The sequence below is a fragment of the Pseudomonas vanderleydeniana genome, assembly GCF_014268755.2.
In the GTDB taxonomy this organism is placed as follows: Bacteria; Pseudomonadota; Gammaproteobacteria; order Pseudomonadales; family Pseudomonadaceae; genus Aquipseudomonas; species Aquipseudomonas vanderleydeniana.
The window spans coordinates 271,758-292,282 of record NZ_CP077093.1 but is presented as its reverse complement, the minus strand read 5'-3'; the positions used below and the strand labels follow the sequence as shown (position 1 = coordinate 292,282).

The 20,525-nt window shown below is 63.4% G+C and carries 21 protein-coding genes; 7 read left to right on the top strand and 14 right to left on the bottom strand.

The window, feature by feature from the left end:
* Positions 1-36: 36 nt before the first annotated feature.
* A complete protein-coding gene (locus HU752_RS01355) occupies positions 37-240 on the top strand; it encodes a twin transmembrane helix small protein (protein WP_186686876.1) in 204 nt (67 codons plus the stop codon).
* Between the two features lie 13 nt (positions 241-253).
* On the opposite strand, the gene HU752_RS01350 is transcribed toward HU752_RS01355, so the two are convergent.
* The 4 genes from HU752_RS01350 to coxB are packed head-to-tail and all read right to left on the bottom strand — an operon-like array spanning position 254 to position 4,522.
* Entirely contained in the window at positions 254-1,150 is an 897-nt protein-coding gene (locus HU752_RS01350) for a cytochrome c oxidase subunit 3 (protein ID WP_186686874.1), read from the bottom strand.
* A 34-nt stretch (positions 1,151-1,184) separates the two neighbouring features.
* Entirely contained in the window at positions 1,185-1,733 is a 549-nt protein-coding gene (locus HU752_RS01345; protein WP_186686872.1) for a cytochrome c oxidase assembly protein, read from the bottom strand.
* A gap of 16 nt (positions 1,734-1,749) precedes the next feature.
* On the bottom strand, positions 1,750-3,339 hold the full coding sequence (ctaD, locus tag HU752_RS01340; RefSeq protein WP_186686870.1) for a cytochrome c oxidase subunit I: 1,590 nt from the start codon (positions 3,337-3,339) through the stop codon (positions 1,750-1,752).
* Positions 3,340-3,394: 55 nt separating this feature from the next.
* Positions 3,395-4,522: a cytochrome c oxidase subunit II gene (gene coxB / locus HU752_RS01335; protein WP_186686869.1), complete on the bottom strand. Its 1,128-nt coding sequence runs from the start codon at positions 4,520-4,522 to the stop codon at positions 3,395-3,397.
* A gap of 360 nt (positions 4,523-4,882) precedes the next feature.
* Between coxB and HU752_RS01330 the strand changes: the two genes are divergently transcribed.
* The gene (locus HU752_RS01330; protein ID WP_186686867.1) at positions 4,883-5,533 is read left to right on the top strand and encodes a hypothetical protein; all 651 of its coding nucleotides are present in this window, start codon (positions 4,883-4,885) and stop codon (positions 5,531-5,533) included.
* A 158-nt stretch (positions 5,534-5,691) separates the two neighbouring features.
* On the opposite strand, the gene HU752_RS01325 is transcribed toward HU752_RS01330, so the two are convergent.
* The 3 genes from HU752_RS01325 to HU752_RS01315 form a co-directional block, all read right to left on the bottom strand.
* Positions 5,692-7,230 carry a SulP family inorganic anion transporter gene (locus tag HU752_RS01325; RefSeq protein ID WP_186686865.1) on the bottom strand — a complete coding sequence of 513 codons (1,539 nt, stop codon included), beginning with the start codon at positions 7,228-7,230 and terminating at the stop codon, positions 5,692-5,694.
* A gap of 176 nt (positions 7,231-7,406) precedes the next feature.
* On the bottom strand, positions 7,407-8,138 hold the full coding sequence (locus HU752_RS01320) for a carbonic anhydrase (RefSeq protein ID WP_186686862.1): 732 nt from the start codon (positions 8,136-8,138) through the stop codon (positions 7,407-7,409).
* A gap of 253 nt (positions 8,139-8,391) precedes the next feature.
* The gene (locus HU752_RS01315; RefSeq protein WP_186686859.1) at positions 8,392-9,450 is read right to left on the bottom strand and encodes a PA0069 family radical SAM protein; all 1,059 of its coding nucleotides are present in this window, start codon (positions 9,448-9,450) and stop codon (positions 8,392-8,394) included.
* Positions 9,451-9,621: 171 nt separating this feature from the next.
* On the opposite strand from HU752_RS01315, the gene HU752_RS01310 reads away from it, so the two are divergent.
* Positions 9,622-10,272, top strand: a complete 651-nt coding sequence (locus HU752_RS01310; protein ID WP_186686857.1) for a phosphatase domain-containing protein — start codon at positions 9,622-9,624, stop codon at positions 10,270-10,272.
* On the opposite strand, the gene HU752_RS01305 is transcribed toward HU752_RS01310, so the two are convergent.
* From HU752_RS01305 to prlC, 3 genes are all read right to left on the bottom strand, one after another.
* Complete coding sequence (locus HU752_RS01305; RefSeq protein WP_186686852.1) at positions 10,249-12,483, bottom strand: M3 family metallopeptidase; 2,235 nt, start codon at positions 12,481-12,483, stop codon at positions 10,249-10,251. The genes HU752_RS01310 and HU752_RS01305 overlap by 24 nt on opposite strands.
* A 106-nt stretch (positions 12,484-12,589) precedes the next feature.
* A complete protein-coding gene (locus HU752_RS01300) occupies positions 12,590-12,871 on the bottom strand; it encodes a YheV family putative zinc ribbon protein (protein ID WP_186686850.1) in 282 nt (93 codons plus the stop codon).
* Complete coding sequence (gene prlC / locus HU752_RS01295) at positions 12,868-14,967, bottom strand: oligopeptidase A (protein WP_186686847.1); 2,100 nt, start codon at positions 14,965-14,967, stop codon at positions 12,868-12,870. Before prlC ends, HU752_RS01300 begins: the two co-directional genes overlap by 4 nt.
* A gap of 54 nt (positions 14,968-15,021) precedes the next feature.
* Between prlC and HU752_RS01290 the strand changes: the two genes are divergently transcribed.
* Positions 15,022-15,570, top strand: a complete 549-nt coding sequence (locus HU752_RS01290; RefSeq protein WP_186686844.1) for a gamma carbonic anhydrase family protein — start codon at positions 15,022-15,024, stop codon at positions 15,568-15,570.
* 28 nt (positions 15,571-15,598) lie between these two features.
* On the top strand, positions 15,599-16,243 hold the full coding sequence (locus HU752_RS01285; protein ID WP_017902545.1) for an HAD family hydrolase: 645 nt from the start codon (positions 15,599-15,601) through the stop codon (positions 16,241-16,243).
* Between the two features lie 243 nt (positions 16,244-16,486).
* Here the strand turns inward: HU752_RS01285 and HU752_RS01280 are convergent, their stop codons facing one another.
* On the bottom strand, positions 16,487-17,566 hold the full coding sequence (locus HU752_RS01280) for an aminopeptidase (protein ID WP_186686842.1): 1,080 nt from the start codon (positions 17,564-17,566) through the stop codon (positions 16,487-16,489).
* A 133-nt stretch (positions 17,567-17,699) separates the two neighbouring features.
* Here HU752_RS01280 and HU752_RS01275 point away from each other — a divergent pair, with 133 nt between their 5' ends.
* Complete coding sequence (locus HU752_RS01275) at positions 17,700-18,113, top strand: PA0061/PA0062 family lipoprotein (RefSeq protein WP_186686840.1); 414 nt, start codon at positions 17,700-17,702, stop codon at positions 18,111-18,113.
* A gap of 3 nt (positions 18,114-18,116) precedes the next feature.
* On the opposite strand, the gene HU752_RS01270 is transcribed toward HU752_RS01275, so the two are convergent.
* Positions 18,117-18,356, bottom strand: a complete 240-nt coding sequence (locus HU752_RS01270; RefSeq protein WP_186686838.1) for a DUF1161 domain-containing protein — start codon at positions 18,354-18,356, stop codon at positions 18,117-18,119.
* A gap of 185 nt (positions 18,357-18,541) precedes the next feature.
* Entirely contained in the window at positions 18,542-18,973 is a 432-nt protein-coding gene (locus HU752_RS01265) for an OsmC family protein (RefSeq protein ID WP_186686836.1), read from the bottom strand.
* Between the two features lie 218 nt (positions 18,974-19,191).
* Here HU752_RS01265 and HU752_RS01260 point away from each other — a divergent pair, with 218 nt between their 5' ends.
* Positions 19,192-20,199, top strand: coding sequence for an LLM class flavin-dependent oxidoreductase (locus HU752_RS01260; RefSeq protein WP_186686834.1), 1,008 nt, complete (start codon positions 19,192-19,194; stop codon positions 20,197-20,199).
* Between the two features lie 53 nt (positions 20,200-20,252).
* Here HU752_RS01260 and HU752_RS01255 read toward each other — a convergent pair whose 3' ends face one another.
* Complete coding sequence (locus HU752_RS01255) at positions 20,253-20,486, bottom strand: DUF1161 domain-containing protein (protein ID WP_186686832.1); 234 nt, start codon at positions 20,484-20,486, stop codon at positions 20,253-20,255.
* Positions 20,487-20,525: the final 39 nt, after the last annotated feature.

Below are 20,525 nucleotides of genomic sequence, written 5' to 3'. Positions count from 1 at the left end.
ACTCAAATACATGCGCATCTCCCCCGGAGTCTCACCATGCTCAAAGCGGCGATTGTCCTGATGCTGATTGCCACGGTGGTCAGTCTGTTCAGTGGCCTGTTCTTCCTGGTCAGGGACGAGGGTCCATCCCATCGCCTGCTGACCGCGCTGACCATTCGTGTCGGCCTGGCCGCTGCGACCCTCGCGTTGATCACCTGGGGGTTCTACAGCGGCCAACTGGTCTCCAGCGCCCCCTGGTAGGCGGGCGCCGCGTTCACAGCACGTAGACGAAAACGAACAGGCCGATCCAGACCACATCGACGAAGTGCCAGTACCAGCTCGCCGCCTCGAAGCCGAACTGGTGCTCGGCATCGAAGTGCCCGCGCAGGATGCGCATCAGCATCACGAACAGGATCAGCGTGCCGATGGTCACGTGCGCCCCGTGGAAGCCGGTGAGCATGAAGAACGTCGCACCGTAGATGCCCGAGCCGAGGGTCAGGCCCAGTTCGTGGTAGGCGTGCAGGTATTCCTTGGCCTGGAAGCCGAGAAACGCCAGCCCCAGCAGCACCGTCAGCGCCAGCCAGGCCTTCAGGGCGCCGCGGTGACCCTTTTTCAGCGCATGGTGGGCGAAGGTCACCGTCACGCTGGAGCTGACCAGCAGCACGGTGTTGAGCAGCGGCAGGCCCCAGGGGCTGATCGTTCCCTTGGGTGCGGGGAAGAGTTTCGGATCCGGGTTGTTCAGCAGCGGCCAGGCCTTCTGGAATTCCGGCCAGAGCAGGTGCGCCAGGCCCTTGGCACCGCCTTCACCAGCCAGCCACGGCACCGACATGTGCCGCACGTAGAACAGTGCACCGAAAAAGGCGATGAAGAACATCACCTCGGAAAAGATGAACCAGCTCATGCCCCAGCGGAACGACCGGTCCATCTGCGCGCTGTACAGACCGGCACGGCTCTCGCGGATCACCGCGCCGAACCAGCCGAACAGCATGTAGGCCAGCAGCAGGCCGCCGACGAAGAAGATCAGCGGGCCATGGGATTCCGGGCGCGCCGCCTTCAGGTCATTGAACCAGGTGCCCAGGCCGTAGACGGTGATCAACATGCCCAGGGTGGCAATGATCGGCCACTTGCTCTGGGCGGGGACGTAGTAATGCTCGTGGGTGGGGGTCGCCATTTTATTGTTCTCCTTGTCGGGCACGCCGACTGGCCTACCCGCCCGTGTGGGCCACGGGTGGGTTGCGGGCGGTGATGTCGAACAGCGTGTAGGCCAGCGTCAGGTGCTTCACGTCCTTGGGCATGTCGCGATCAACGATGAAACGCACCGGCATCTCGATCCGCTCGCCGGGCTTGAGCGTCTGCTGGGTGAAGCAGAAGCACTCGGTCTTGTGGAAGTACACCGCCACGTCGCCTGGCGAAATGCTCGGGATCGCCTGGGCCTTCATCACCCGGTCGGTAGGGTTGTAGGCGACGAAGATCATCTCGTTCACCGCACCGGGGTGAACGTCGATCCGGTCGGCCTTGGGATAGAACTCCCAGACCATGTCCACCGCGTTGGTGGAGAGAAACTGCACGCCGACCTGGCGTGACGCATCCACCACCTGTTCACCCTCGTACTGGCCGGCGGTCTTGCCATTGATGCCGAACGCCTTGCACATGACGTCGTAGATCGGCACCAGGGCGAAGCCGAAGGCGAACATCGCCACCACCACCAGCAACAGCCGGGTGATCAGGCGCTTGAGTGAAACCGAATCGCTCATGGGACGATCCTCCCCGTCACTTCACTTCCGGTGGCGTGGTGAAGGTGTGGTACGGCGCCGGCGAAGGAATGCTCCACTCCAGGCCCTCGGCACCATCCCACGGCTTGGCCGGTGCCGCCGGGCCACCACGGATGCACTTGATGACGATGAACAGGAACAGCAACTGGGTGGTACCGAACATGAAGCCGCCAATTGACGAGACCATGTTGAAGTCGGCGAACTGCAGGTTGTAGTCGGGAATCCGCCGCGGCATGCCGGCAAGGCCCACGAAGTGCATCGGGAAGAAGGTCAGGTTCATGCCGACGAACGACAGCCAGAAGTGCAGCTTGCCCAGGGTTTCGTCGTACATGTGGCCGGTCCACTTCGGCAGCCAGTAGTAGGCCGAGGCGAAGATGCCGAAGATCGCCCCCGGCACCAGCACGTAGTGGAAGTGCGCCACCACGAAGTAGGTGTCCTGGTACTGGAAGTCCGCCGGGGCGATCGCCAGCATCAGCCCGGAGAAGCCACCGATGGAGAACAGGATCACGAACGCCACGGCGAACAGCATCGGCGTCTCGAAGGTCAGCGAGCCCTGCCACATGGTGCTGACCCAGTTGAACACCTTCACCCCGGTCGGCACCGCGATCAGCATGGTCGCGTACATGAAGAACAGTTCGCCCACCAGCGGGATGCCGACCACGAACATGTGGTGCGCCCAGACGATGAACGACAGGAAGGCGATGCTCGCCGTGGCGTAGACCATCGAGGTGTAGCCGAACAGCGGCTTGCGCGAGAAGGTCGGGATGATCGCGCTGACGGCACCGAAGGCCGGCAGGATCATGATGTACACCTCGGGGTGACCGAAGAACCAGAACACATGCTGGAACAGCACCGGGTCGCCGCCGCCGGCGGCACTGAAGAAGCTGGTGCCGAAGTGGATGTCCATCAGCATCATGGTCACGCAGCCGGCCAGCACCGGCATCACCGCGATCAGCAGGAAGGCGGTGATCAGCCAGGTCCAGACGAACAGCGGCATCTTCATCAGCGTCATGCCCGGGGCACGCAGGTTGAGGATGGTCGAGACCACGTTGATCGCGCCCATGATCGAGCTGATGCCCATCAGGTGGATGGCGAAGATGAAGTAGGTGACGCTTTCCGGTGCGTAGGTGGTCGACAGCGGCGCATAGAAGGTCCAGCCGAAGTTCGGCCCGCCACCGGCGGTGAACAGGGTCGAGACCAGCAGGCCGAACGCCGCCGGCAGCAGCCAGAAGCTGAAGTTGTTCATCCGCGGCAGGGCCATGTCCGGCGCGCCGATCATCAGCGGGATCATCCAGTTGGCGAGGCCGACGAAGGCCGGCATCACCGCGCCGAAGACCATCACCAGGCCGTGCATGGTGGTCATCTGGTTGAAGAACGCCGGCTGCACGATCTGCAGCCCGGGCTGGAACAGCTCGGCGCGGATCACCATGGCGAACGAGCCGCCGATCAGGAACATGGCGAAGCTGAACCACAGGTACAGCGTGCCGATATCCTTGTGGTTGGTGGTCAGCACCCAGCGCATCAGGCCCTTGGCGGGACCGTGGGCGTGGTCACCGGCGTGACCATGGTCATCGATCACAGCACTCATGTCCTGTCTCCTGCAGAGGTTTGAACCCGGCGGCCGGGGAACGCGATAGGCCCGGTCATTTGCTTTCTGCCTGTTTCAGCGCCAGCACGTCTTTCGGCGTGACCATGTCGCCCTTGTTGTTGCCCCAGGCGTTGCGCTCGTAGGTGACGACCGCGGCGATATCGACTTCCGACAGTTGCTTGCCGAAGGCCGCCATGGCCGTGCCAGGCTTGCCGTAGAACACCCGATGCAGATGGTCTTCCTTCGGCCCGGTGGCGATCGGCGAACCCTTGAGCGCCGGGAACATCGGTGGCAGGCCCTGGCCCTCGGCCTGGTGACAGGCCACGCAGGTCGTGTGATAGATCTTGTCGCCACGGGCCACCAACTCGTCGAGGGTCCATTCCTTGCTGGTCAGTTCCTTGAGCTTGGCGGCCTCGGCCTTGCGATCGGCCAGCCAGGCATCGTAGTCGGCACGGGACTTCACCTCGACGACGATGGGCATGAAGCCGTGGTCCTTGCCGCACAGTTCGGCGCACTGGCCGCGGTAGATGCCGGGTTTGTCGACCTTGGTCCAGGCCTCGTTGACGAACCCGGGGATGGCGTCGCGCTTGACCGCGAACGCGGGCACCCACCAGGAATGGATCACGTCGGCGGCGGTCACCAAAAAGCGCACCTTGACCCCGGCCGGCAGTACCAGCGGCTGGTCGACCTCGAGCAGGTAGTGCTCGCCCTTGGCCGTCTGGTTGTGGATCTGTTCCTGGGGCGTGGCCAGGTTGCTGAAGAACTCGACGTCCTGGCCCAGGTACTTGTAGTGCCACTTCCACTGGTAGCCGGTGATCTGGATGTCCACGTCCGATTCGCTGGTGTCGTACATCCTGATCAGCGTGGCGGTGGCCGGAATCGCCATGGCCACCAGGATCAGCAGCGGCACGATGGTCCAGAGGATCTCCACCGTGGTGCTTTCATGGAATCGGGCGGCGACCTGGCCGGTGGAGCGGCGATGGATGATCATCGACCAGAACATCGCCCCGAAGACGATGACGCCGATCACCACGCAGATCCAGAAGATGGTCATGTGCAGGTCGAAGACCGCGTGACTGACCTCGGTCGCCCCCTGCGTCATATTCGTGGTCCAGGCCGCTTGCGCCTGGCTGAATAACGACCACAACAGCAGGCCCATCCAGACCCGTGGATGTCGCATCATTGCGCGTTCCCCTTATCGTTCTTGTTATCCCGTCGGCTTTCACCTGGGGCAAAGGGGAATGGTCGGACTACGCACGCGGACCATTCGGTCTTGCCGATACATAAAGCCGGACGTCATCAGCTAACTCCGTACAAAACCGAGTATAGACAGCGACCGGGACCACGCAACGCGATAGAAAAAATGAACCTGTCATTTTGCTGAACGCCACGAACGGCGTGGCCTGGAGCGGAATGATGGCAAATCAATATAACGCAGACATATAACCATGAAATAATTATTACAAATACGTCTTAACAGCTTTTATAACCCAGCTACCTTATGGTCTCCCTTTTTCCCTTTGTAATACCCATTGGAGTCTTCATGAACACCGCCGCATTGCGCGAGCAAATACAAAAAGCCCATCAACACGAAGCCGAAACCGGCCAACTGACCCGACAACTGGAAGTTCAACTGCCACACCTGCACCCTGCCATCCAATTACCGGAGATAGATGCCACGGGAGTCATGACCCGCTTTGTAACCGCCTACATCGACCTGGTCCCCGACCTGCTGGATGCCGCCAACTCGGTCGCCCGCGAAGCGGGTATCGAGTCGCAGATCAAGCCGGTACTGAAAATCGCCGAGCAGTTCTTCCTGCAACCACCGAGCATCCTCGAAGGCCATGTCGGCCTCGACAGCCTGCTGGACGAGGCGTACCTGGCGCATCGCCTGGTGGAGGAAGTGAATGACCTGTACATCGTGCATTTCGGCCAGTCATTGATCCCGTTGAACACCACCGTGGCCAACCTGATCGCCCACCAGTTGATCGGCGAAGCATTCGCCAACCAACTGGATGAAGCGGTGCATCACGCTGTCGATGAAATGCTCGACGAAGAGAGCTTTGCGCTCGAGTCGGTGGAAGCCTACCGCGACCGCCTCAACAGCCCGGACACGGAAGCGGCGTGGAAACGCTGGCCTTGCCTGTCCCGCCAACTGGGCGTCGAGCTGGAACTGGAACAGCCCGCCGCCTGACCTTGCCGCTGCGCACCGTGGGTCTGTACGAAATGCTTTCGAGCGAAGGCCAGGCAAGGCGAAAACCGGCGAGCAAGCGCAGTTGACTGGAGTCAATGAGCATTGCGAGCCGGTTTTCAACGCAGCCTGGGCGAGCACAGATGTATTTCGTACAGAGCCTAAGTTGTCGACCCGATACCGGTCGTGGTGCGCAGGCGACCCTCCAAGCGCCGTTTCAATCGACGCGATTCGATCACCAGCCGCGAGCCCTTGGCCGCGTTGGCGCGCCCCCATTCCTCGAGCAGTTCCAGGCAGGAATGGTCGATGTAGGTCAGATTGTTCAGCGGCACGTGCACCGTGGTTCCCGGCGGCACCTGCGACAATACCTGGGTCAGTGCCGGTACCTTGAGAAAGGTCGCCGCCCCGGTCAGGCGCAGTTCCTGTTCCCCTTCACCCGGCAGGTCGACCAGGCTGACCTTCAGTCGCGAAGCCTTCCAGGCCAGTTTCGCCAGGGTCAGGCCGAAGCCGATCAACACCCCCGTCAGCAGGTCGGTGAAAACGATCGCCAGGGCCGTCGCGGCATAGGTGAACATCGGCATCCGGCCATAGCGTCCCAGGCTACGGAAGACCTTGAGGTCGACCAGCTTCAGCCCGGTGAACACCAGCACGCCGGCCAGGCTCGCCACCGGAATACTCTGCAGCACACTCGCCAGCAGCAGCACGAACGCCAGCAGCCAGAGGCCATGGAACATGGTCGACAGCCGGGTGCGGGCACCGGCCTGGACGTTGGCCGAACTGCGCACGATCACCCCGGTCATCGGCAACGCGCCGAGCAGGCCACAGAGCATGTTGCCAACCCCCTGTGCCGACAGCTCGCGGTCGAAATCGGAGCGCTGTCCGTCGTGCATGCGGTCGACCGCCGCCGCCGAGAGCAGGGTCTCGGCACTGGCGATGAAGGCCACGGCAAAGGCGGCGATCAGGATTGCCGGATCGGCGAGGTTGAGCAGGTCGGCCGGGCGCAGCCAGTCGATGGCCTCGGCCAGGTTGTCCGGTACCTCCACGCGCCGCACCGGCAAGGCCAGGCCGATGCTCACCAGTGTCGCCAGGCCTACGCCGAGCAGGGCACCCGGTACGAAGCGCAGGCGCTGCGGCTTGAACTTCTCCCAGCACCACATCACCAGGATCGTCAGCAGGCCCAGCAGGCCGGCCTGCCAGCCGATACCGTCGCCGACCATCGGCAGCGCCTGGCCCAGGGCCTGGGGAAAGCCCAGCAGGTTGGCCAGACCCGAAGGCAGGGGCGAGGCATCGAACATCACATGGATCTGCGAGAGCACGATCAGCACGCCGATCCCGGCGAGCATCCCGTAGACCACCGCCGGCGCCGTGACCCGGAACCAGCACCCCAGGCGCAGGCGCCCGGCCAACAGTTGCAGCAGCCCGGCCAGCAGCAGGATCGGCCCGAGCATGGCGAGGCCGTGCTGGCGCACCAGCTCGAACACCAGCACCGCCAGGCCCGCCGCCGGACCGCTGACCTGCAGCGGCGAACCGGCCAGCCAGCCGACCACCAGGCCACCGATGATGCCGGTGATCAGGCCCTTGGCCGGCGGCACGCCGGAGGCGATGGCGATCCCCATGCACAGCGGCAGGGCGACCAGGAACACCACCACGGAAGCCAGCAGCTCCCGGGGTAAAACAGCTTTCAGTTGCGCAGCACGCATGACGAATCTCCTGAGGTTTTCTTCAGGCATGGCAAAGCCAGACCGCTCTGTGGCAGTCATGGCAGAACCCTATCGATTGGGAAAAGCTTTAGGCTTAAGTGCCCCGTCCCGGCAATATCGATCCCCTCTGACGGCGCCAAATGCCGTCAAAAGGGCGAATATTGGCGGGAAAAGGTCTAGAAACGGGCCTTTGGCGTCGCGCTGGGGATTGGATGGGTGCCATCCAGGGGCAGGAAATCACCCCGATCCGCGTCGTAGGCTTTGATTTCGCTGGTTTCGATGTTGTAGACCCAGCCATGGATGAACAGATGGCCACTGGCGATGCGCGAGGCCACCGAAGGGTGGGTGCGCAGGTGCTGCAGTTGGGCGATCACGTTTTCTTCGGTCACCACGTGCATGCTTTCACGCTCGTCGGCGCAATTGCAGTTGTCGTGGACCATGGTCCGCGCCACTTCGGCATGCTGCAGCCAGGCCTTTACCGTGGGCATCTTTTCCAGGGTGTGGGGATTGAGCACCGCGCGCATGGCGCCACAGTCCGAATGGCCGCAGATGATGATGTGCTGCACGCCGAGGGCCAGCACGGCGTACTCGATTGCCGTGGACACACCACCGTTCATCTGGCCGTAGGGCGGCACGACGTTGCCGACGTTACGGGTGACGAACAGATCGCCAGGACCGGTCTGGGTGATCAGTTCGGGAACGATGCGCGAGTCGGCGCAGGTGATGAACATGGCCCGGGGAGCCTGGGCCGTGGCGAGTTTCTTGAAAAGCTCTTCCTGCTGCGGAAAGACTTCATGGTGAAAACGCAGAAAACCATCGACGATATGTTGCAATGCTGCATCGGCGCTTTCGGTCTCGGGGAGCACTGAAGCCGACGCAGCCAGCGGCTGTTTATCCTTGTCACTCATGATTCATCCTCTTTTCTGGCGGATTTAAGGGGATTTTCCTGATTTGGCTTGCTCAGGGCCAGCGTTCTTCGGGTCAGTACGCCCGATTCCTTGAACACTACCTGCAAAAAGGCAGGCCCGGTCACCATAACCGTGGAAACTTAACTCAAACTGAATCAGAGGCTCTAGGACGGGCGTTCCACATCGCCCCAGGGCACTCTGGCGGCGTCCTTGCGATGAGAAATTCCAGGGTATTGCTCCTTCAAAGCTTACGTCAGAGCAGCGACATCTGCGCTCCCGGCGGGCAGAAAAGGCTGCAGTCGAGGTTGAACCCTTCCCGTCGATCCAGCCCCAGTCGCTTGAGCGCCCTGGCGAAACGCTGGGCCAGCAGGTCGGCGAATGGCCCTTCGCCACGCATGCGCGCACCAAAGCGGCTGTCGTAGAGTTCGCCGCCACGGCTCTGGCGAATCAGGCTCAGGACATGCGCCGCCCGTTGCGGGTAGTGTGCCGCCAGCCACTCCTCGAACAGCGGCGCCACCTCCAGCGGCAGGCGCAGCATCATGTACGCCGCACTCCGGGCCCCTGCGGCATGCGCTTGGGCCAGCAGGCTTTCGAGTTCACTGTCGTTGATCATCGGAATCATCGGCGAGCACAGCACGCCGACCGGGATACCCGCCTCGCACATCACCCGGATCGCCCGCAGGCGAGCCTTGGGTGCGGCGGCACGGGGTTCGAGGATGCGCTTGAGTTCGTCGTCCAGGGTGGTCAGGCTGATCATGACCGCCACCAGCCGTTGCCGGGCCAGCTCCACCAACAGGTCGAGGTCGCGCAGGATCAGCGCCCCCTTGGTCACGATCGTCACCGGATGCCGGTAGCGCAACAGCACTTCGAGGGTCTGCCGGGTGAGCCGGTGCTCGCGCTCGATCGGCTGGTACGGATCGGTGTTGGAACCCAGGTTGATCGGCGCGCAACGGTAGCCAGGCTTCGACAGTTGCTGCTCGAGTACCGTCGCCGCGTTGCTCTTGGCGATCAGGCGGGTCTCGAAATCCAGCCCCGGCGACATGTCCCAGTAGGCATGGCTGGGCCGGGCATAGCAGTAGATGCAGCCATGTTCGCAGCCGCGATAGGGGTTGATGGAGCGGTCGAAGGGCAGGTCGGGCGAGGCATTGCGGGTGATGATGGTCTTCGCCGTCTCGATGCGCACCTCGGTGCCCTGGGTCGGCGGCACCTCCTGGTGCCAGCCGTCGTCCTCGATCACCGAGCGGTTCGGCGCGAAGCGGTTGTGCGGATTGCTCGCGGTGCCACGGCCGCGCGGCGGGAGAGGGGTGGACATCGGCAGAACCCTTTGACTGTATTTATATACAGTAATCGAGCGAACTCGATCTGCCTAGCACCGCCCGGCGGCTCACCCAGGCAACAAAACTTTGACATGAACCTCACAGGCTTTTGATCCGTCGCCGGTCATGCTGCGTGTCAGTCTCCCCTCTCTCTCGGGTCATCTGTCATGTCCATCACTCGCACACTCTCGATCCTGTGCATCGCCCTGAGCAGCCTGTTCCTGGTCGCCCAGGCCCAGGCCGCCGACAGCGGTTTCGTCCGCCCGCCGCAGTGGGCTCAGCCGGTCGGCGACAAGTACAACCTGAACCAGATGAGCCCGACGCTCTACCGCAGCGCCCTGCCGGACGCCGATGCCCTGCCGATCCTGGAGAAGCTGAAGATCGGCACGGTGATCAACTTCCTGCCGGAGTCGGACGCCAGCTGGCTGTCGACCCCCAACGTGAAGCAGGTGCAATTGCCCTATCGCACCAACCACGTCGATGACGCCGACGTGCTGGCCGCCCTTCGGGCGATCAAGGACGCGGAAGGCAAGGGCCCGGTGCTGATGCACTGCAAGCACGGTTCCGACCGTACCGGCCTGATGGCCGCCATGTACCGGGTGGTCGTGCAGGGCTGGAGCAAGGAGGACGCGCTGGCGGAAATGACCCAGGGTGGGTTCGGCGAAAGTTCCCACCACAAGGACGGCATTCGCTACATGATGAAGGCCGATATCGACAAACTGCGTACGGCCCTGGCCAATGGCGATTGCAGCACCAGCCCGTTCGCCACCTGCAATGTGCAGAACTGGTTCAAGTCAGCTTCGACCGACACCCACTGAGTTCGGCGCCGGGGCGGCACTCGCCCGCGGCGTCTTCAGCGCGGAACCGAACATCATGGCCGCCCAGGCCGGCACCGAGCGGGGCTGGACCGGCTGTGCGGGGTCGCTTCCGGTACCGCTGTCCCGGTCATCGGTTTCCCCGCTCTGTACCTTGGCCAACCGCTTCATCAGGTCGACGAACGCCGGGTCGCTCGAGTCGCGCATGGCGGCTTTCGCCGGCCGTCCCAGGAAGGCCGCCACGGAATCCGTCAGCGCGCGGGTGGCCGCCGGCGCGAACAGCTCGGCGCGTAGGCGACGCCCCTCCACCGCATCGAACAGGCCTTTTTCCTCGAAGCGGGCAAACACCTCCGTCGCCAGCTCCAAGCCCCAGAGATAAGTGAAATAGCGCGCTTCGTAACCCGTGACCAGGTGGGTGAAGGAGTAGATGAAGCGCTCGTGCATGGGTCTGGGCCAATGGGCGAGGTTTTCCTTCATCAACAGGCGGATGTGCTCGGCATCGACCGGCTGGAGCAGGTGCAGGAAGAAGTCCGCCCCCGAATACATCAGTTGCGCGCTGTCGTGCAGCCAGGCCTGGCTTTCCAGGAAGATCCGCAGGCGCCGGGCCTGGTCGGCGGACAGACTGGCTCCGGTCTGGTGATGACGGCTCATGTCGACCAGGAAATCGACGCTGTAGCTCCAACGCTCCATCAGCCGGGAGAAGAATTCCCGGACATCCAGGCCCGAATGCTCGATACACGACAGTTGCCAGGTTTCCGAGGGGTCGAGCAACTGGTGCAGGCAATGTCCGAACTCATGAAACAGCGTGCGCAGCTGCCCATGCTTGAGCAACACCGGCTCGTCGGTGCCATTGGCTGGCAGGGCACAGGACAGCACCGCCACCGGCACCTTCACCTCACGCCCTTCGACCGACAGCAGGCGATGCCCGAGGGAAAAGGTGGAGGCGGACTTGAACAGCTTTTCAGCGCGGTTGAACAGGTCGAGGAACAGATAGCCGAGGGTTTGCCCGCCCTCGCGAACCTCGAAGGTGCGAATGCTCGCGTGCCAGGTGTCGACCTCCTGGCGCTCGACGAACTCGATGCCGAACAGCCGCGTGGGCAGGTCCAGCATCTTTTCCAGGACCCGTTCGAGCCTGAAATGGCTGCGGAACTCGTCCTCACCCAGTGCTCCGCCGTTGAGGCGTACCTGCTGCCCGTAGAACGAGTAGTCCCAGGGCTTTACCGCCGAATCGGGGGCCAGCGCGACCAGCTCCGCTCGCTGCGTGATCCAGTCGGGAGCCTTGTTCGCGATCTGCTGGTGCAGGAACCACAGCACACGGGACGTATCGCGTACCGACAGGCGTTGCAGGGCCAGTTCGGCGGAACTGCCAAAGCCCAGCATCCGCGCCTGTTCCAGGCGCAGCCTGAGCAACTGTTCGAGCACGACGCTGTTGTCGAAGGTCTTGCAGTCCGGCAGGCCCTGGTCGGAGGCCAGGGCCCCACGACGCTGGTAGAGCTTCTCGCGCAAGGCCGATGCACGGGCATCGGTCATGATCGTCCTGACCAGTTCCGGATCGCTCATGTCGACCTGCCAGCCCAGCAGCGTCTTGTCCCGATAGCGGGCCATGGCCGCCTTGTCGTGGGCGGACACTCCGTCCAGCAGCGCCTCCTCCTCTACACCGATCTGCCAGCTGGCACAGCGGGAGGCGGCGGCGACATTACTGAGAAAGCGCTGGCGCAGCTCATCGATCGTCTCGCCCAGTTCCCGGAACCGCTGGCGTTGCTCGACCGACAGTTCCTGGCCCATCAGGCGATAGCGTTGCAGGACCCTCTCGAGCAGCACCTGCCGCGGACGGCTGAAGTGCCTGGCCTGCGCACTGGTCGCCAGCTTCCGATACAGGGCATGCAATTGCGCGTTGCCCCAGAGCAATTGATCGAACTGCACCTCGATCCGCGAACAGCGCAGGAACGCCTTGTTCCACTTGTCCCCGGAGCGCGACCGTGACAGGGCCAGGAGCGTGCCGACATACCAGGCCATGCGCGCACCGAGCACGTCGAGCGGCACCACGAAGTCGTCCCAGGTGGGCAGCTCGCGCTGGCTGATGAGGATGGCCTGGATCGTGCTGCGGGCCTCGTTGCGCACCTGCAGAAACGCCGGGACCAGGTGATGGGCACGCACGGACGAGTAGGGCGGCAGTTCGCCGCAATGGTGCAGCAGCGGGTTGTAGATACCCATGGTTCACTCCTTGAAAGACGCGGCCCCGGAAGGGGCCACTCAAGGAGCGAGCCTATGTGGCATGAGCCTGGCGCTGGACCTACATAGATAGGGCCGGCGGCGCGGATTACTCGCTCGGCTTTTTCAGCTTGGGATTGGGGAAGAACTGCACGGTCTGGACCGTCTTGTCGGCGACCTTCGCCGCCGGCGTGTTGACCCGCGTGCCAAGTTCCTTCGGAACCGACAGCCCCTGCTCGTTGAGCGTGTCGGCATAGCCGCACGCCACGCACTCGCGGTGCGGGACATCGTCCTCGCTCCACATCATCAGCTTGTCCTGCTCGCTGCACGCCGGGCAGACCGCCCCGGCGATGAAGCGTTTCTTGGTCTTGGTCACGACTACCTCACTCATGCCGCCGCGTCCTCGCTCAGGCCGCTGTGGCGCAACAGTGCGTCAATCGAAGGCTCACGGCCACGGAAGTCGACGAACAGCACCATCGGCGCCTGGGAGCCACCGCGGGCCAGGATCGCTTCGCGGAACGCGCGACCGGTCTGGGCATTGAGTACGCCTTCCTCCTCGAACCGCGAGAAGGCATCCGCCGACAGCACTTCGGCCCACTTGTAACTGTAGTAGCCGGCCGCGTAGCCACCGGCGAAGATGTGCGCAAAGCTGTTGGGGAAGCGGTTGTAGGCGGGTGGGCGCATCACCGAGACCTCGTCGCGTACCGCCTCGAGCACCTGCGCGACGCTGCGACCGTCGCCATGGGTGGCGTGCAGGTCGAAGTCGAACAGCGAGAACTCAAGCTGGCGCACCATCATCAGGCCAGACTGGAAGTTCTTCGCCGCGAGCATTTTCTCCAGCAGGTCCTGCGGCAGCGGCTCGCCGCTTTCGTAGTGGCCGGAAATCAGCGCCAGGCCTTCCGGCTCCCAGCACCAGTTCTCCATGAACTGGCTTGGCAGTTCCACCGCGTCCCAGGCCACGCCGTTGATGCCGGAAACGCCGGCGTGCTCGACGCGGGTCAACAGGTGATGCAGGCCGTGGCCGAATTCGTGGAACAGGGTGGTCACTTCATCGTGGGTCAACAGCGCCGGCTTGCCGCTGTCGGCCGGAGCGAAGTTGCACACCAGGTTGGCCACCGGGCTTTGCAGCACGCCGTCGGCGGTGCGCCGACGGTCGCGGGCGCCGTCCATCCAGGCACCACCGCGCTTGTTCGCGCGGGCATACAGGTCGAAGAAGAAACGGCCGACGTGCTGGCCGTTCTCCTTGATCTCGAACAGGCGCACGTCAGGGTGCCAGGTGTCGAAACCGGTCTGCTCGGTGATCTCGATGCCGTAGAGTTTCTGCACGATGGCGAACAGGCCGCCGAGCACCTTGTCGATCGGGAAGTAGGCGCGCAGGGCTTCCTGCGACACGCTGTAGCGCTGCTCGCGAAGCTTCTCGCCGTAGAAGCCGCTGTCCCAGCTCTGCAGTTCGGCGCAGCCCTGCTCGGCGGCATAGGCCTTGAGCTGTTGCAGGTCCTGGGCGGCGAACGGCTTGCTGCGCTTGGCCAGGTCGCGCAGGAAAGTCAGCACCTGGTCGCTGGAGTCGGCCATTTTGGTCGCCAGGCTCAGCTCGGCGAAGCTGGCAAAGCCCAGCAGTCGGGCCAGTTCCTGGCGCAGATCGAGGATTTCGGCCATCACCGGGCCGTTGTCGAACTGGCCGGCATTCGGGCCCTGGTCCGAGGCACGGGTGCAGTAGGCGGCGTAGACCTCTTCGCGCAGGGCACGGTCTTCGGCGTAGGTCATCACCGCGTAGTAGCTGGGGAATTCCAGGGTGATCAGCCAGCCATCGAGGCCCTTGGCCTGGGCCGCGGCGGCCATCTGCGCCTTGGCCGAGGCGCTGAGGCCGGCGAGGCCCGCCTCGTCGGTGATGTGCTTGGTCCAGGCCTGGGTGGCGTCGAGCAACTGGTTGGAGAAACGGCTGCCCAGTTCCGACAGCTTGCTCTGCACCTCGGCATAGCGCTTCTGCTCAGCTTCGGGCAGGTCGATACCGGACAGGCGGAAGTCGCGCAGCGAGTGTTCGAGGATGGTTTTCTGCGCCACGTCGAAGCCGGCGGCCTCAGGGCTGTTGGCCAGGGCTTCGAAGGCCTGGAACAGCTCGCGGTTCTGGCCCAGCTCGGTGGAGTAGGCGCTCAATGCCGGCAGGCAGGCCTCGTAGGCTTCGCGCAGCTCCTGGCTGTTGCACACCGCGTTGAGGTGGCTGACCGGGCTCCAGGCGGCGCCCAGGCGGTCGTTGAGTTCGTCCATGGCCAGCACCAGGCCGGCCCAGCTCGGATTTTTCCCCTGGCTTTGCAGGATGCCTTCGATGGCCTTGCGGTTGTCGGCGAGGATCTGCTCGATGGCCGGTTGCACGTGCTCGGCACGGATCGCCGAGAACGGCGGCAGGTCGTAGGACTGCAGAAGCGGGTTGTTCGCGCTCACGGTGGACACCTTGGCTGAAAAAACATGTAGGAACAAAGATGGGGTCATCTTAATTACAATCAATGCCCACCGCAGCTATCAGCAACAGAGAGAGTGCCTATCGTGACCCTTCGCACCTACCAGAACCACACGCCGTCCCTGGGTTCCAGGGCTTTTGTCGACAACTCGGCGGTGGTGATCGGCGATGTCGAGATCGGCGACGACAGTTCGGTCTGGCCATTGACCGTGATCCGTGGCGACATGCACCGCATCCGCATCGGTGCGCGCACCAGCGTGCAGGACGGTTGCGTGCTGCACATCACTCACGCCGGGCCCTTCAATCCCGAGGGTTTCCCGCTGCTGATCGGCGATGACGTGACCATCGCCCACAAGGTCATGCTGCACGGTTGCAGCATCGGCAGCCGGATCCTGATCGGCATGGGCAGCATCGTCATGGATGGCGCGGTGATCGAGGACGAGGTGATCGTCGGCGCCGGCAGCCTGGTGCCGCCAGGCAAACAGCTGGCCAGCGGCTTCCTCTACGTCGGCAGCCCGGTGAAGCAGGTGCGGCCGCTGACGGACAAGGAAAAGGCCTTCTTCACCTACAGCGCCTCCAACTACGTAAAGCTCAAGGACCAGCACATCGCCGAAGGCTACGACCGCGCCGACTGATCATTTTTTGTACGGACTGGGACATTTCATGCACTACCAGACGATTCTGTTCGACCTCGACGGTACCCTGACCGACCCGCGCGAGGGCATCACCCGCTCGATCCAGTTCGCCCTGGCCAAACTGGGCATCGACGAGCCGGACCTGGGCAAGCTGGAACACTTCATCGGCCCGCCGCTGCTGCAGGCATTCATGCAGTTCTACGGTTTCGACGAGGCCAAGGCCTGGGAAGCGGTGAACTTCTACCGCGAACGCTTCAAGGTCACCGGCCTCTATGAAAACCGCGTGTTCGACGGCGTCGTGCCGCTGCTGGAAACCCTCGGCGGACAAGGGCGCACGCTGTACATCGCCACCTCCAAGCCCTGGGTCTTCGCCCGCGAGATCGCCCGGCACTTCGACTTTGCCCGGCACTTCAAGGTGATCTACGGCAGCGAACTGGATGGCACGCGCACCGACAAGGTCGAGCTGATCGCCCACCTGGTCGCCGAGGAAGGCCTGGAGCCGGGCAATACGCTGATGATCGGCGACCGCAAGCACGACCTGATCGGCGCCCGCCGCAATGGCCTGGCCGCGGCGGCGGTGGGGTATGGGTTCGGCAGCTTCGAGGAACTGAGTGCCGAGCAACCGGAGTATCACTTCCAGACGCTGGAGGAACTGCACCGGGCGTTCCTGTAACGCGTCGCCCTTTTCGCGGGCAAGCCCGCTCCCACAATGACCGCGCGTTCCTGTAACGCCACGGCACCGTGGCTCTTGCAGATTCCTGTGGCGAGCGGGCTTGCCCGCGTTGGGCTGCGGAGCGGCCCTGAATCCAGGGCATTCGGTGTGTCAGGCAAGTCTTGGTTACCAGGTTTGGGGGCGCCTTGCGCCCCAGCGCGGCGGTGCGGCGTCCCGACAAGCCCGCTCGCCACACATGCCCGCTCATCTCAATCGAGCGTGCTGGCGGCCATCCATCAACTTTTGCAACGCCGCCCGGCGCTCATCCGCCGGCAGACCACCCAGCTTCTCGACCGCCGTGAAAAACGCCGGCCAATCGCCGTTGACCTGTTTGAACAACGCGGCAAACGCCGGCACCCACTGGTCATACAGCCCGAACGGCAGCAGCTTGGCATTGTTCAGCGGGGTATTGATCCAGCCGTCGTAGCGCTTGTCGCCGGCCCATTGTGTCGCCTGCAAGCGCCGGTATTCCTGGCGCAGCCGCTCGAACTCGGCGGCCTTGCGCGCGCGCATCTGCTCGGCCGGCAGCGGTAGCGCGTAGAGCGCCTGCAAGCGCTTGCGGGTCTCCAGCACCAGCGTGATGAACTGATCCTTCTGCTGCGTCTCGTTGCCCAGGGTCGTCGGCAACCCCCGTGCCGCACGCCATTGGCGGGTGCCTTCCTGCTCGACGAAGTTGGCGTAGGACTCGTTGAACTCGGTGTCGTCCTTCACATAGAAACGCTGGTGCGCCAGCTCATGGAAGATCAGCGTTGCCAGGCGCTCCTCGCCCCAATTCATCATCGAACTGAGGATCGGGTCGTCGAACCAGCCCAGCGTCGAGTAGGCCTCGACCCCGCCGATGTAAACGTCCAGGCCCTGCTGGCGCTGCACGGCGGCCTCGCCACGAGCCGCACCCTGGCTGTAGTAGCCGCGATAGGCGACACAGCCGGCGATGGGGAAACAGTGGCTTTGCGGCGTCAGGGAAAACTCCGGCGTGGCGAACACATTCCACACCACATAGGGTCGCTTGATATCGGCATACAGCCGGTAACTGCGGTTGTCCGGCAGGTGCAGGTGTTCGCTGGCAAAGGCCCGCGCCTGCTGGGCATGGAGCAGGTGTTCGCGCAACGCCTGCGGCCGGCTGGGGTCGGCGATCACCTCGGCCACCGGTTCACGGGCGCGCAGGAGACCCAGTTGCCCGCTGGCCAGCTGGCTGTAGTAGTCCAGGCTGCTGCAACCCCCCACGAGCAGCAGCAGACCTGCCAGCCCAAGGCGTAGAATGGGAACGAGTGGCCGGTGCGGCATGCGGATCATCCAGTCGGGGTGTGCGGCAAGACTATCGCGTGGAACGAAAAATGTTCCATGAATGATTCGCCATCCTCGGGCGCAAGCGTCGATCACAGGTATGCTGAGCCCCTATCACCGAGCGAATTCCATCATGCGCAAGCTGCTTACCTTCCTTGTCCTCGCCAGTCTCGGCGGCTGTGCCGGACCATTGCCGGCGGTCGACCCAAACATGGCCTGGATCGACCTGGGCACGCATACCGGCACCCTGGTCATGGCCGAAACCCTGGACAAACAGCGTCTCGACGACGGGCGCTTCTTCCAGGTGTCACCGGGAGCCCATGAACTGACCGTACGCTTCGACTACGACGTGTACATCGGCGGCATGGCGATGAACACCGATCCGCTGCAGCGGATCTGCTACATCAGCATGAGCTACCCGAACTTCGAGGCCGGCCGGCGTTATCACCTGGAGGGTGTTGCCCTTGGCTTCCAGGCCAGTGCCCGGCTATACGACGACAAGGGCGTGCAGATCGCCTCGGATGAGCGGGTGATCTGCATCCCGTAGGGATCAGGCGTCGTTCTTCTGGTAGATGATCGCCTTGGTGCCGTTCTCGCAAGTGCCAACCACCATGGCGACATCATGCTTCTCAGCCTCCTCCCGGGAGACGATTTCCAGGGTGTAGGAGGGCACGGCGTTGGCCTGGATCTTCACCTCGATCTCACTCTTCAACTCCTGGCAGTCCTTCGGGGCCGCCAGTGCCTGCGCCGCCAGTACGCAACAGAAAATACCCAGGGCAATACGTTTCATGATCAGACTCCTTCTGGCGGCAACGCGTCGCAAGGGCGTACGCAATCAGTTGCCGCATGCTGATTCGACCACAAACCGCAGAACCAAGTTCTGACTCGCCTCACAACCTGAAGCAGAGGCAGTCATTGTGGGAGCCGGCTCCCACAGGATTGACTGCCTCCATAACGGCAGGGCAGGGCTGCGGATCAGCCCAGCAGCGTCGCGTCCAGGCTGATCTTCGCGTTCAGCACCTTGGACACCGGGCAGCCTTCCTTGGCCTTCCGGCTCAGTTCATCGAACTGCTGCTGGCTGGCACCGGGGATCTTCGCCTTGAGGATCAGGTGTACCGCGGTAATGGCGAAACCGCCATCGACCTGGTCCAGCGTCACCTCGGCGTTGGTATCGATGCTGTCGGCCTTGAGCCCGGCCTCGCCGAGGATCATCGAAAAGGCCATGGAAAAGCAGCCGGCATGGGCCGCGCCGATCAGTTCTTCCGGGTTGGTGCCACGTCCACCCTCGAAACGCGCCTTGAAGCCGTAGGGTGCCTCGCGCAGCACGCCGGTTTCGGTGGAGATGGAGCCGATGCCGGTTTTCAGGTCGCCTTCCCAGTGAGCCGATGCTTTCTTCTTGATACTCATCACAGCCTCCTAAAGAGCCGGCGCAGGTTCGCGCCAGACGAAAATTTTGAGGATAGTCGGTACCTCAAAGTTCATCTTGTAGGAGTTGTCTTTGATTTCTGCAGGCTAAAAATTCAGACTGCTCTTGAAACTCGGGTATATGCCCATATTGCCCAGAGCATCGACAGGTCCTTCGCCGCGCCTCGCAAACCTGTCCCTCAAAAAGGAGTAACAGGCTTATGAAGCGCTTGTCCGACGTCAAGTTTTCCACCCTCGACCTGGTGCCCGTGCGCCAGGACGGCGGCCCCGCACAGTCGCTGCGCAACTCGCTGGACCTGGCCCGGCACGTGGAGAAATGCGGCTTCACCCGCTTCTGGGTGGCCGAGCACCACAACATGGACGGTATCGCCAGTTCGGCCACCTCGGTGCTGTTGGCCTACCTCGCCGGCGGCACCTCGAGCATCCGCGTCGGCTCCGGCGGGGTGATGTTGCCCAACCACGCGCCGCTGGTGATCGCCGAACAGTTCGGCACCCTGGAGAGCCTCTATCCGGGCCGGATCGACCTCGGCCTGGGCCGCGCGCCCGGTTCCGACCAGATGACCGCCCACGCCCTGCGCCGCGAGCGTTCGGGCAGTTCCGACGACTTCCCGGAAGACGTCGCCGAGCTGATGAAGTACCTCGGCCCGCGCACCCCCGACCAGCGTGTGATCGCCGTGCCCGGTACCGGCACCCAGGTCCCGGTCTGGCTGCTCGGTTCGAGCCTGTTCAGTGCGCAACTGGCCGGCGAGCGCGGCCTGCCGTACGCCTTCGCCTCGCATTTCGCCCCGCGCTACATGCATGAGGCGATCCGCGTCTATCGCAACCACTTCAAGCCCTCGGACGTCCTCGACAAGCCCTACGTGATGCTCGGCGTACCGCTGGTGGCGGCCGACACCGACGAGCAGGCCGACTACCTGGCGACCTCGGTCTACCAGCGCATCCTCGCGCTGATGCGTGGCCAGAGCCTGGTGCAACGACCTCCGGTGCAGAGCATGGACGGCCTGTGGCTGCCCCATGAGAAAGAAGCCGTGTCCAGTTTCCTCGGCCTGGCGATGGTCGGCAGCCCACAGAAGATCCGTGCCCGCCTGGAAGTACTGGTCGAACAGACCCAGGCCGACGAGCTGATCTTCACCTGTGACCTGTACGAACACGCCGATCGGCTGCACTCCTACGAGCTGCTGTCGCGGGTGATGAAGGGCGAAGCCTGATCGACGCCCAAGAAAAAGCCGGCGCCTTGCGCCGGCCCTGATCCTGCTCGCGCTTACTTGCGCTTGTAGGTGATGACCTTGGTGCCGCCTTCACAGGTAGCTACCACCTTGCCATCGGCGCCTTTCTCGCCGGTGGCGCGGTCGAGGATCTGCAGTGCATAGCCGTGCACGCCCTTGGCCTCCAGCTTGTCCTTGATCTCCCTTTCCAGCTCTTCGCATGGCTTTCCGGCCGCAAGGGTCGTTCCCGCGATACTCAACAAACCCAGCGCCAACATCAGCTTCTTCATCGGTCACATTCCCTGGTCGGATCAAAAAAAGTGCGTCGG

What these genes read in the sequence shown, in the direction of transcription:
- HU752_RS01355 (WP_186686876.1), top strand. Translation starts at nt 37, where the DNA reads ATGCTCAAAGCGGCGATTGTCCTGATGCTGATTGCCACGGTGGTCAGT.
- HU752_RS01350 (WP_186686874.1), bottom strand. Translation starts at nt 1,150, where the DNA reads ATGGCGACCCCCACCCACGAGCATTACTACGTCCCCGCCCAGAGCAAG.
- HU752_RS01345 (WP_186686872.1), bottom strand. Translation starts at nt 1,733, where the DNA reads ATGAGCGATTCGGTTTCACTCAAGCGCCTGATCACCCGGCTGTTGCTG.
- ctaD (WP_186686870.1), bottom strand. Translation starts at nt 3,339, where the DNA reads ATGAGTGCTGTGATCGATGACCATGGTCACGCCGGTGACCACGCCCAC.
- coxB (WP_186686869.1), bottom strand. Translation starts at nt 4,522, where the DNA reads ATGATGCGACATCCACGGGTCTGGATGGGCCTGCTGTTGTGGTCGTTA.
- HU752_RS01330 (WP_186686867.1), top strand. Translation starts at nt 4,883, where the DNA reads ATGAACACCGCCGCATTGCGCGAGCAAATACAAAAAGCCCATCAACAC.
- HU752_RS01325 (WP_186686865.1), bottom strand. Translation starts at nt 7,230, where the DNA reads ATGCGTGCTGCGCAACTGAAAGCTGTTTTACCCCGGGAGCTGCTGGCT.
- HU752_RS01320 (WP_186686862.1), bottom strand. Translation starts at nt 8,138, where the DNA reads ATGAGTGACAAGGATAAACAGCCGCTGGCTGCGTCGGCTTCAGTGCTC.
- HU752_RS01315 (WP_186686859.1), bottom strand. Translation starts at nt 9,450, where the DNA reads ATGTCCACCCCTCTCCCGCCGCGCGGCCGTGGCACCGCGAGCAATCCG.
- HU752_RS01310 (WP_186686857.1), top strand. Translation starts at nt 9,622, where the DNA reads ATGTCCATCACTCGCACACTCTCGATCCTGTGCATCGCCCTGAGCAGC.
- HU752_RS01305 (WP_186686852.1), bottom strand. Translation starts at nt 12,483, where the DNA reads ATGGGTATCTACAACCCGCTGCTGCACCATTGCGGCGAACTGCCGCCC.
- HU752_RS01300 (WP_186686850.1), bottom strand. Translation starts at nt 12,871, where the DNA reads ATGAGTGAGGTAGTCGTGACCAAGACCAAGAAACGCTTCATCGCCGGG.
- prlC (WP_186686847.1), bottom strand. Translation starts at nt 14,967, where the DNA reads ATGACCCCATCTTTGTTCCTACATGTTTTTTCAGCCAAGGTGTCCACC.
- HU752_RS01285 (WP_017902545.1), top strand. Translation starts at nt 15,599, where the DNA reads ATGCACTACCAGACGATTCTGTTCGACCTCGACGGTACCCTGACCGAC.
- HU752_RS01280 (WP_186686842.1), bottom strand. Translation starts at nt 17,566, where the DNA reads ATGCCGCACCGGCCACTCGTTCCCATTCTACGCCTTGGGCTGGCAGGT.
- HU752_RS01275 (WP_186686840.1), top strand. Translation starts at nt 17,700, where the DNA reads ATGCGCAAGCTGCTTACCTTCCTTGTCCTCGCCAGTCTCGGCGGCTGT.
- HU752_RS01270 (WP_186686838.1), bottom strand. Translation starts at nt 18,356, where the DNA reads ATGAAACGTATTGCCCTGGGTATTTTCTGTTGCGTACTGGCGGCGCAG.
- HU752_RS01265 (WP_186686836.1), bottom strand. Translation starts at nt 18,973, where the DNA reads ATGAGTATCAAGAAGAAAGCATCGGCTCACTGGGAAGGCGACCTGAAA.
- HU752_RS01260 (WP_186686834.1), top strand. Translation starts at nt 19,192, where the DNA reads ATGAAGCGCTTGTCCGACGTCAAGTTTTCCACCCTCGACCTGGTGCCC.
- HU752_RS01255 (WP_186686832.1), bottom strand. Translation starts at nt 20,486, where the DNA reads ATGAAGAAGCTGATGTTGGCGCTGGGTTTGTTGAGTATCGCGGGAACG.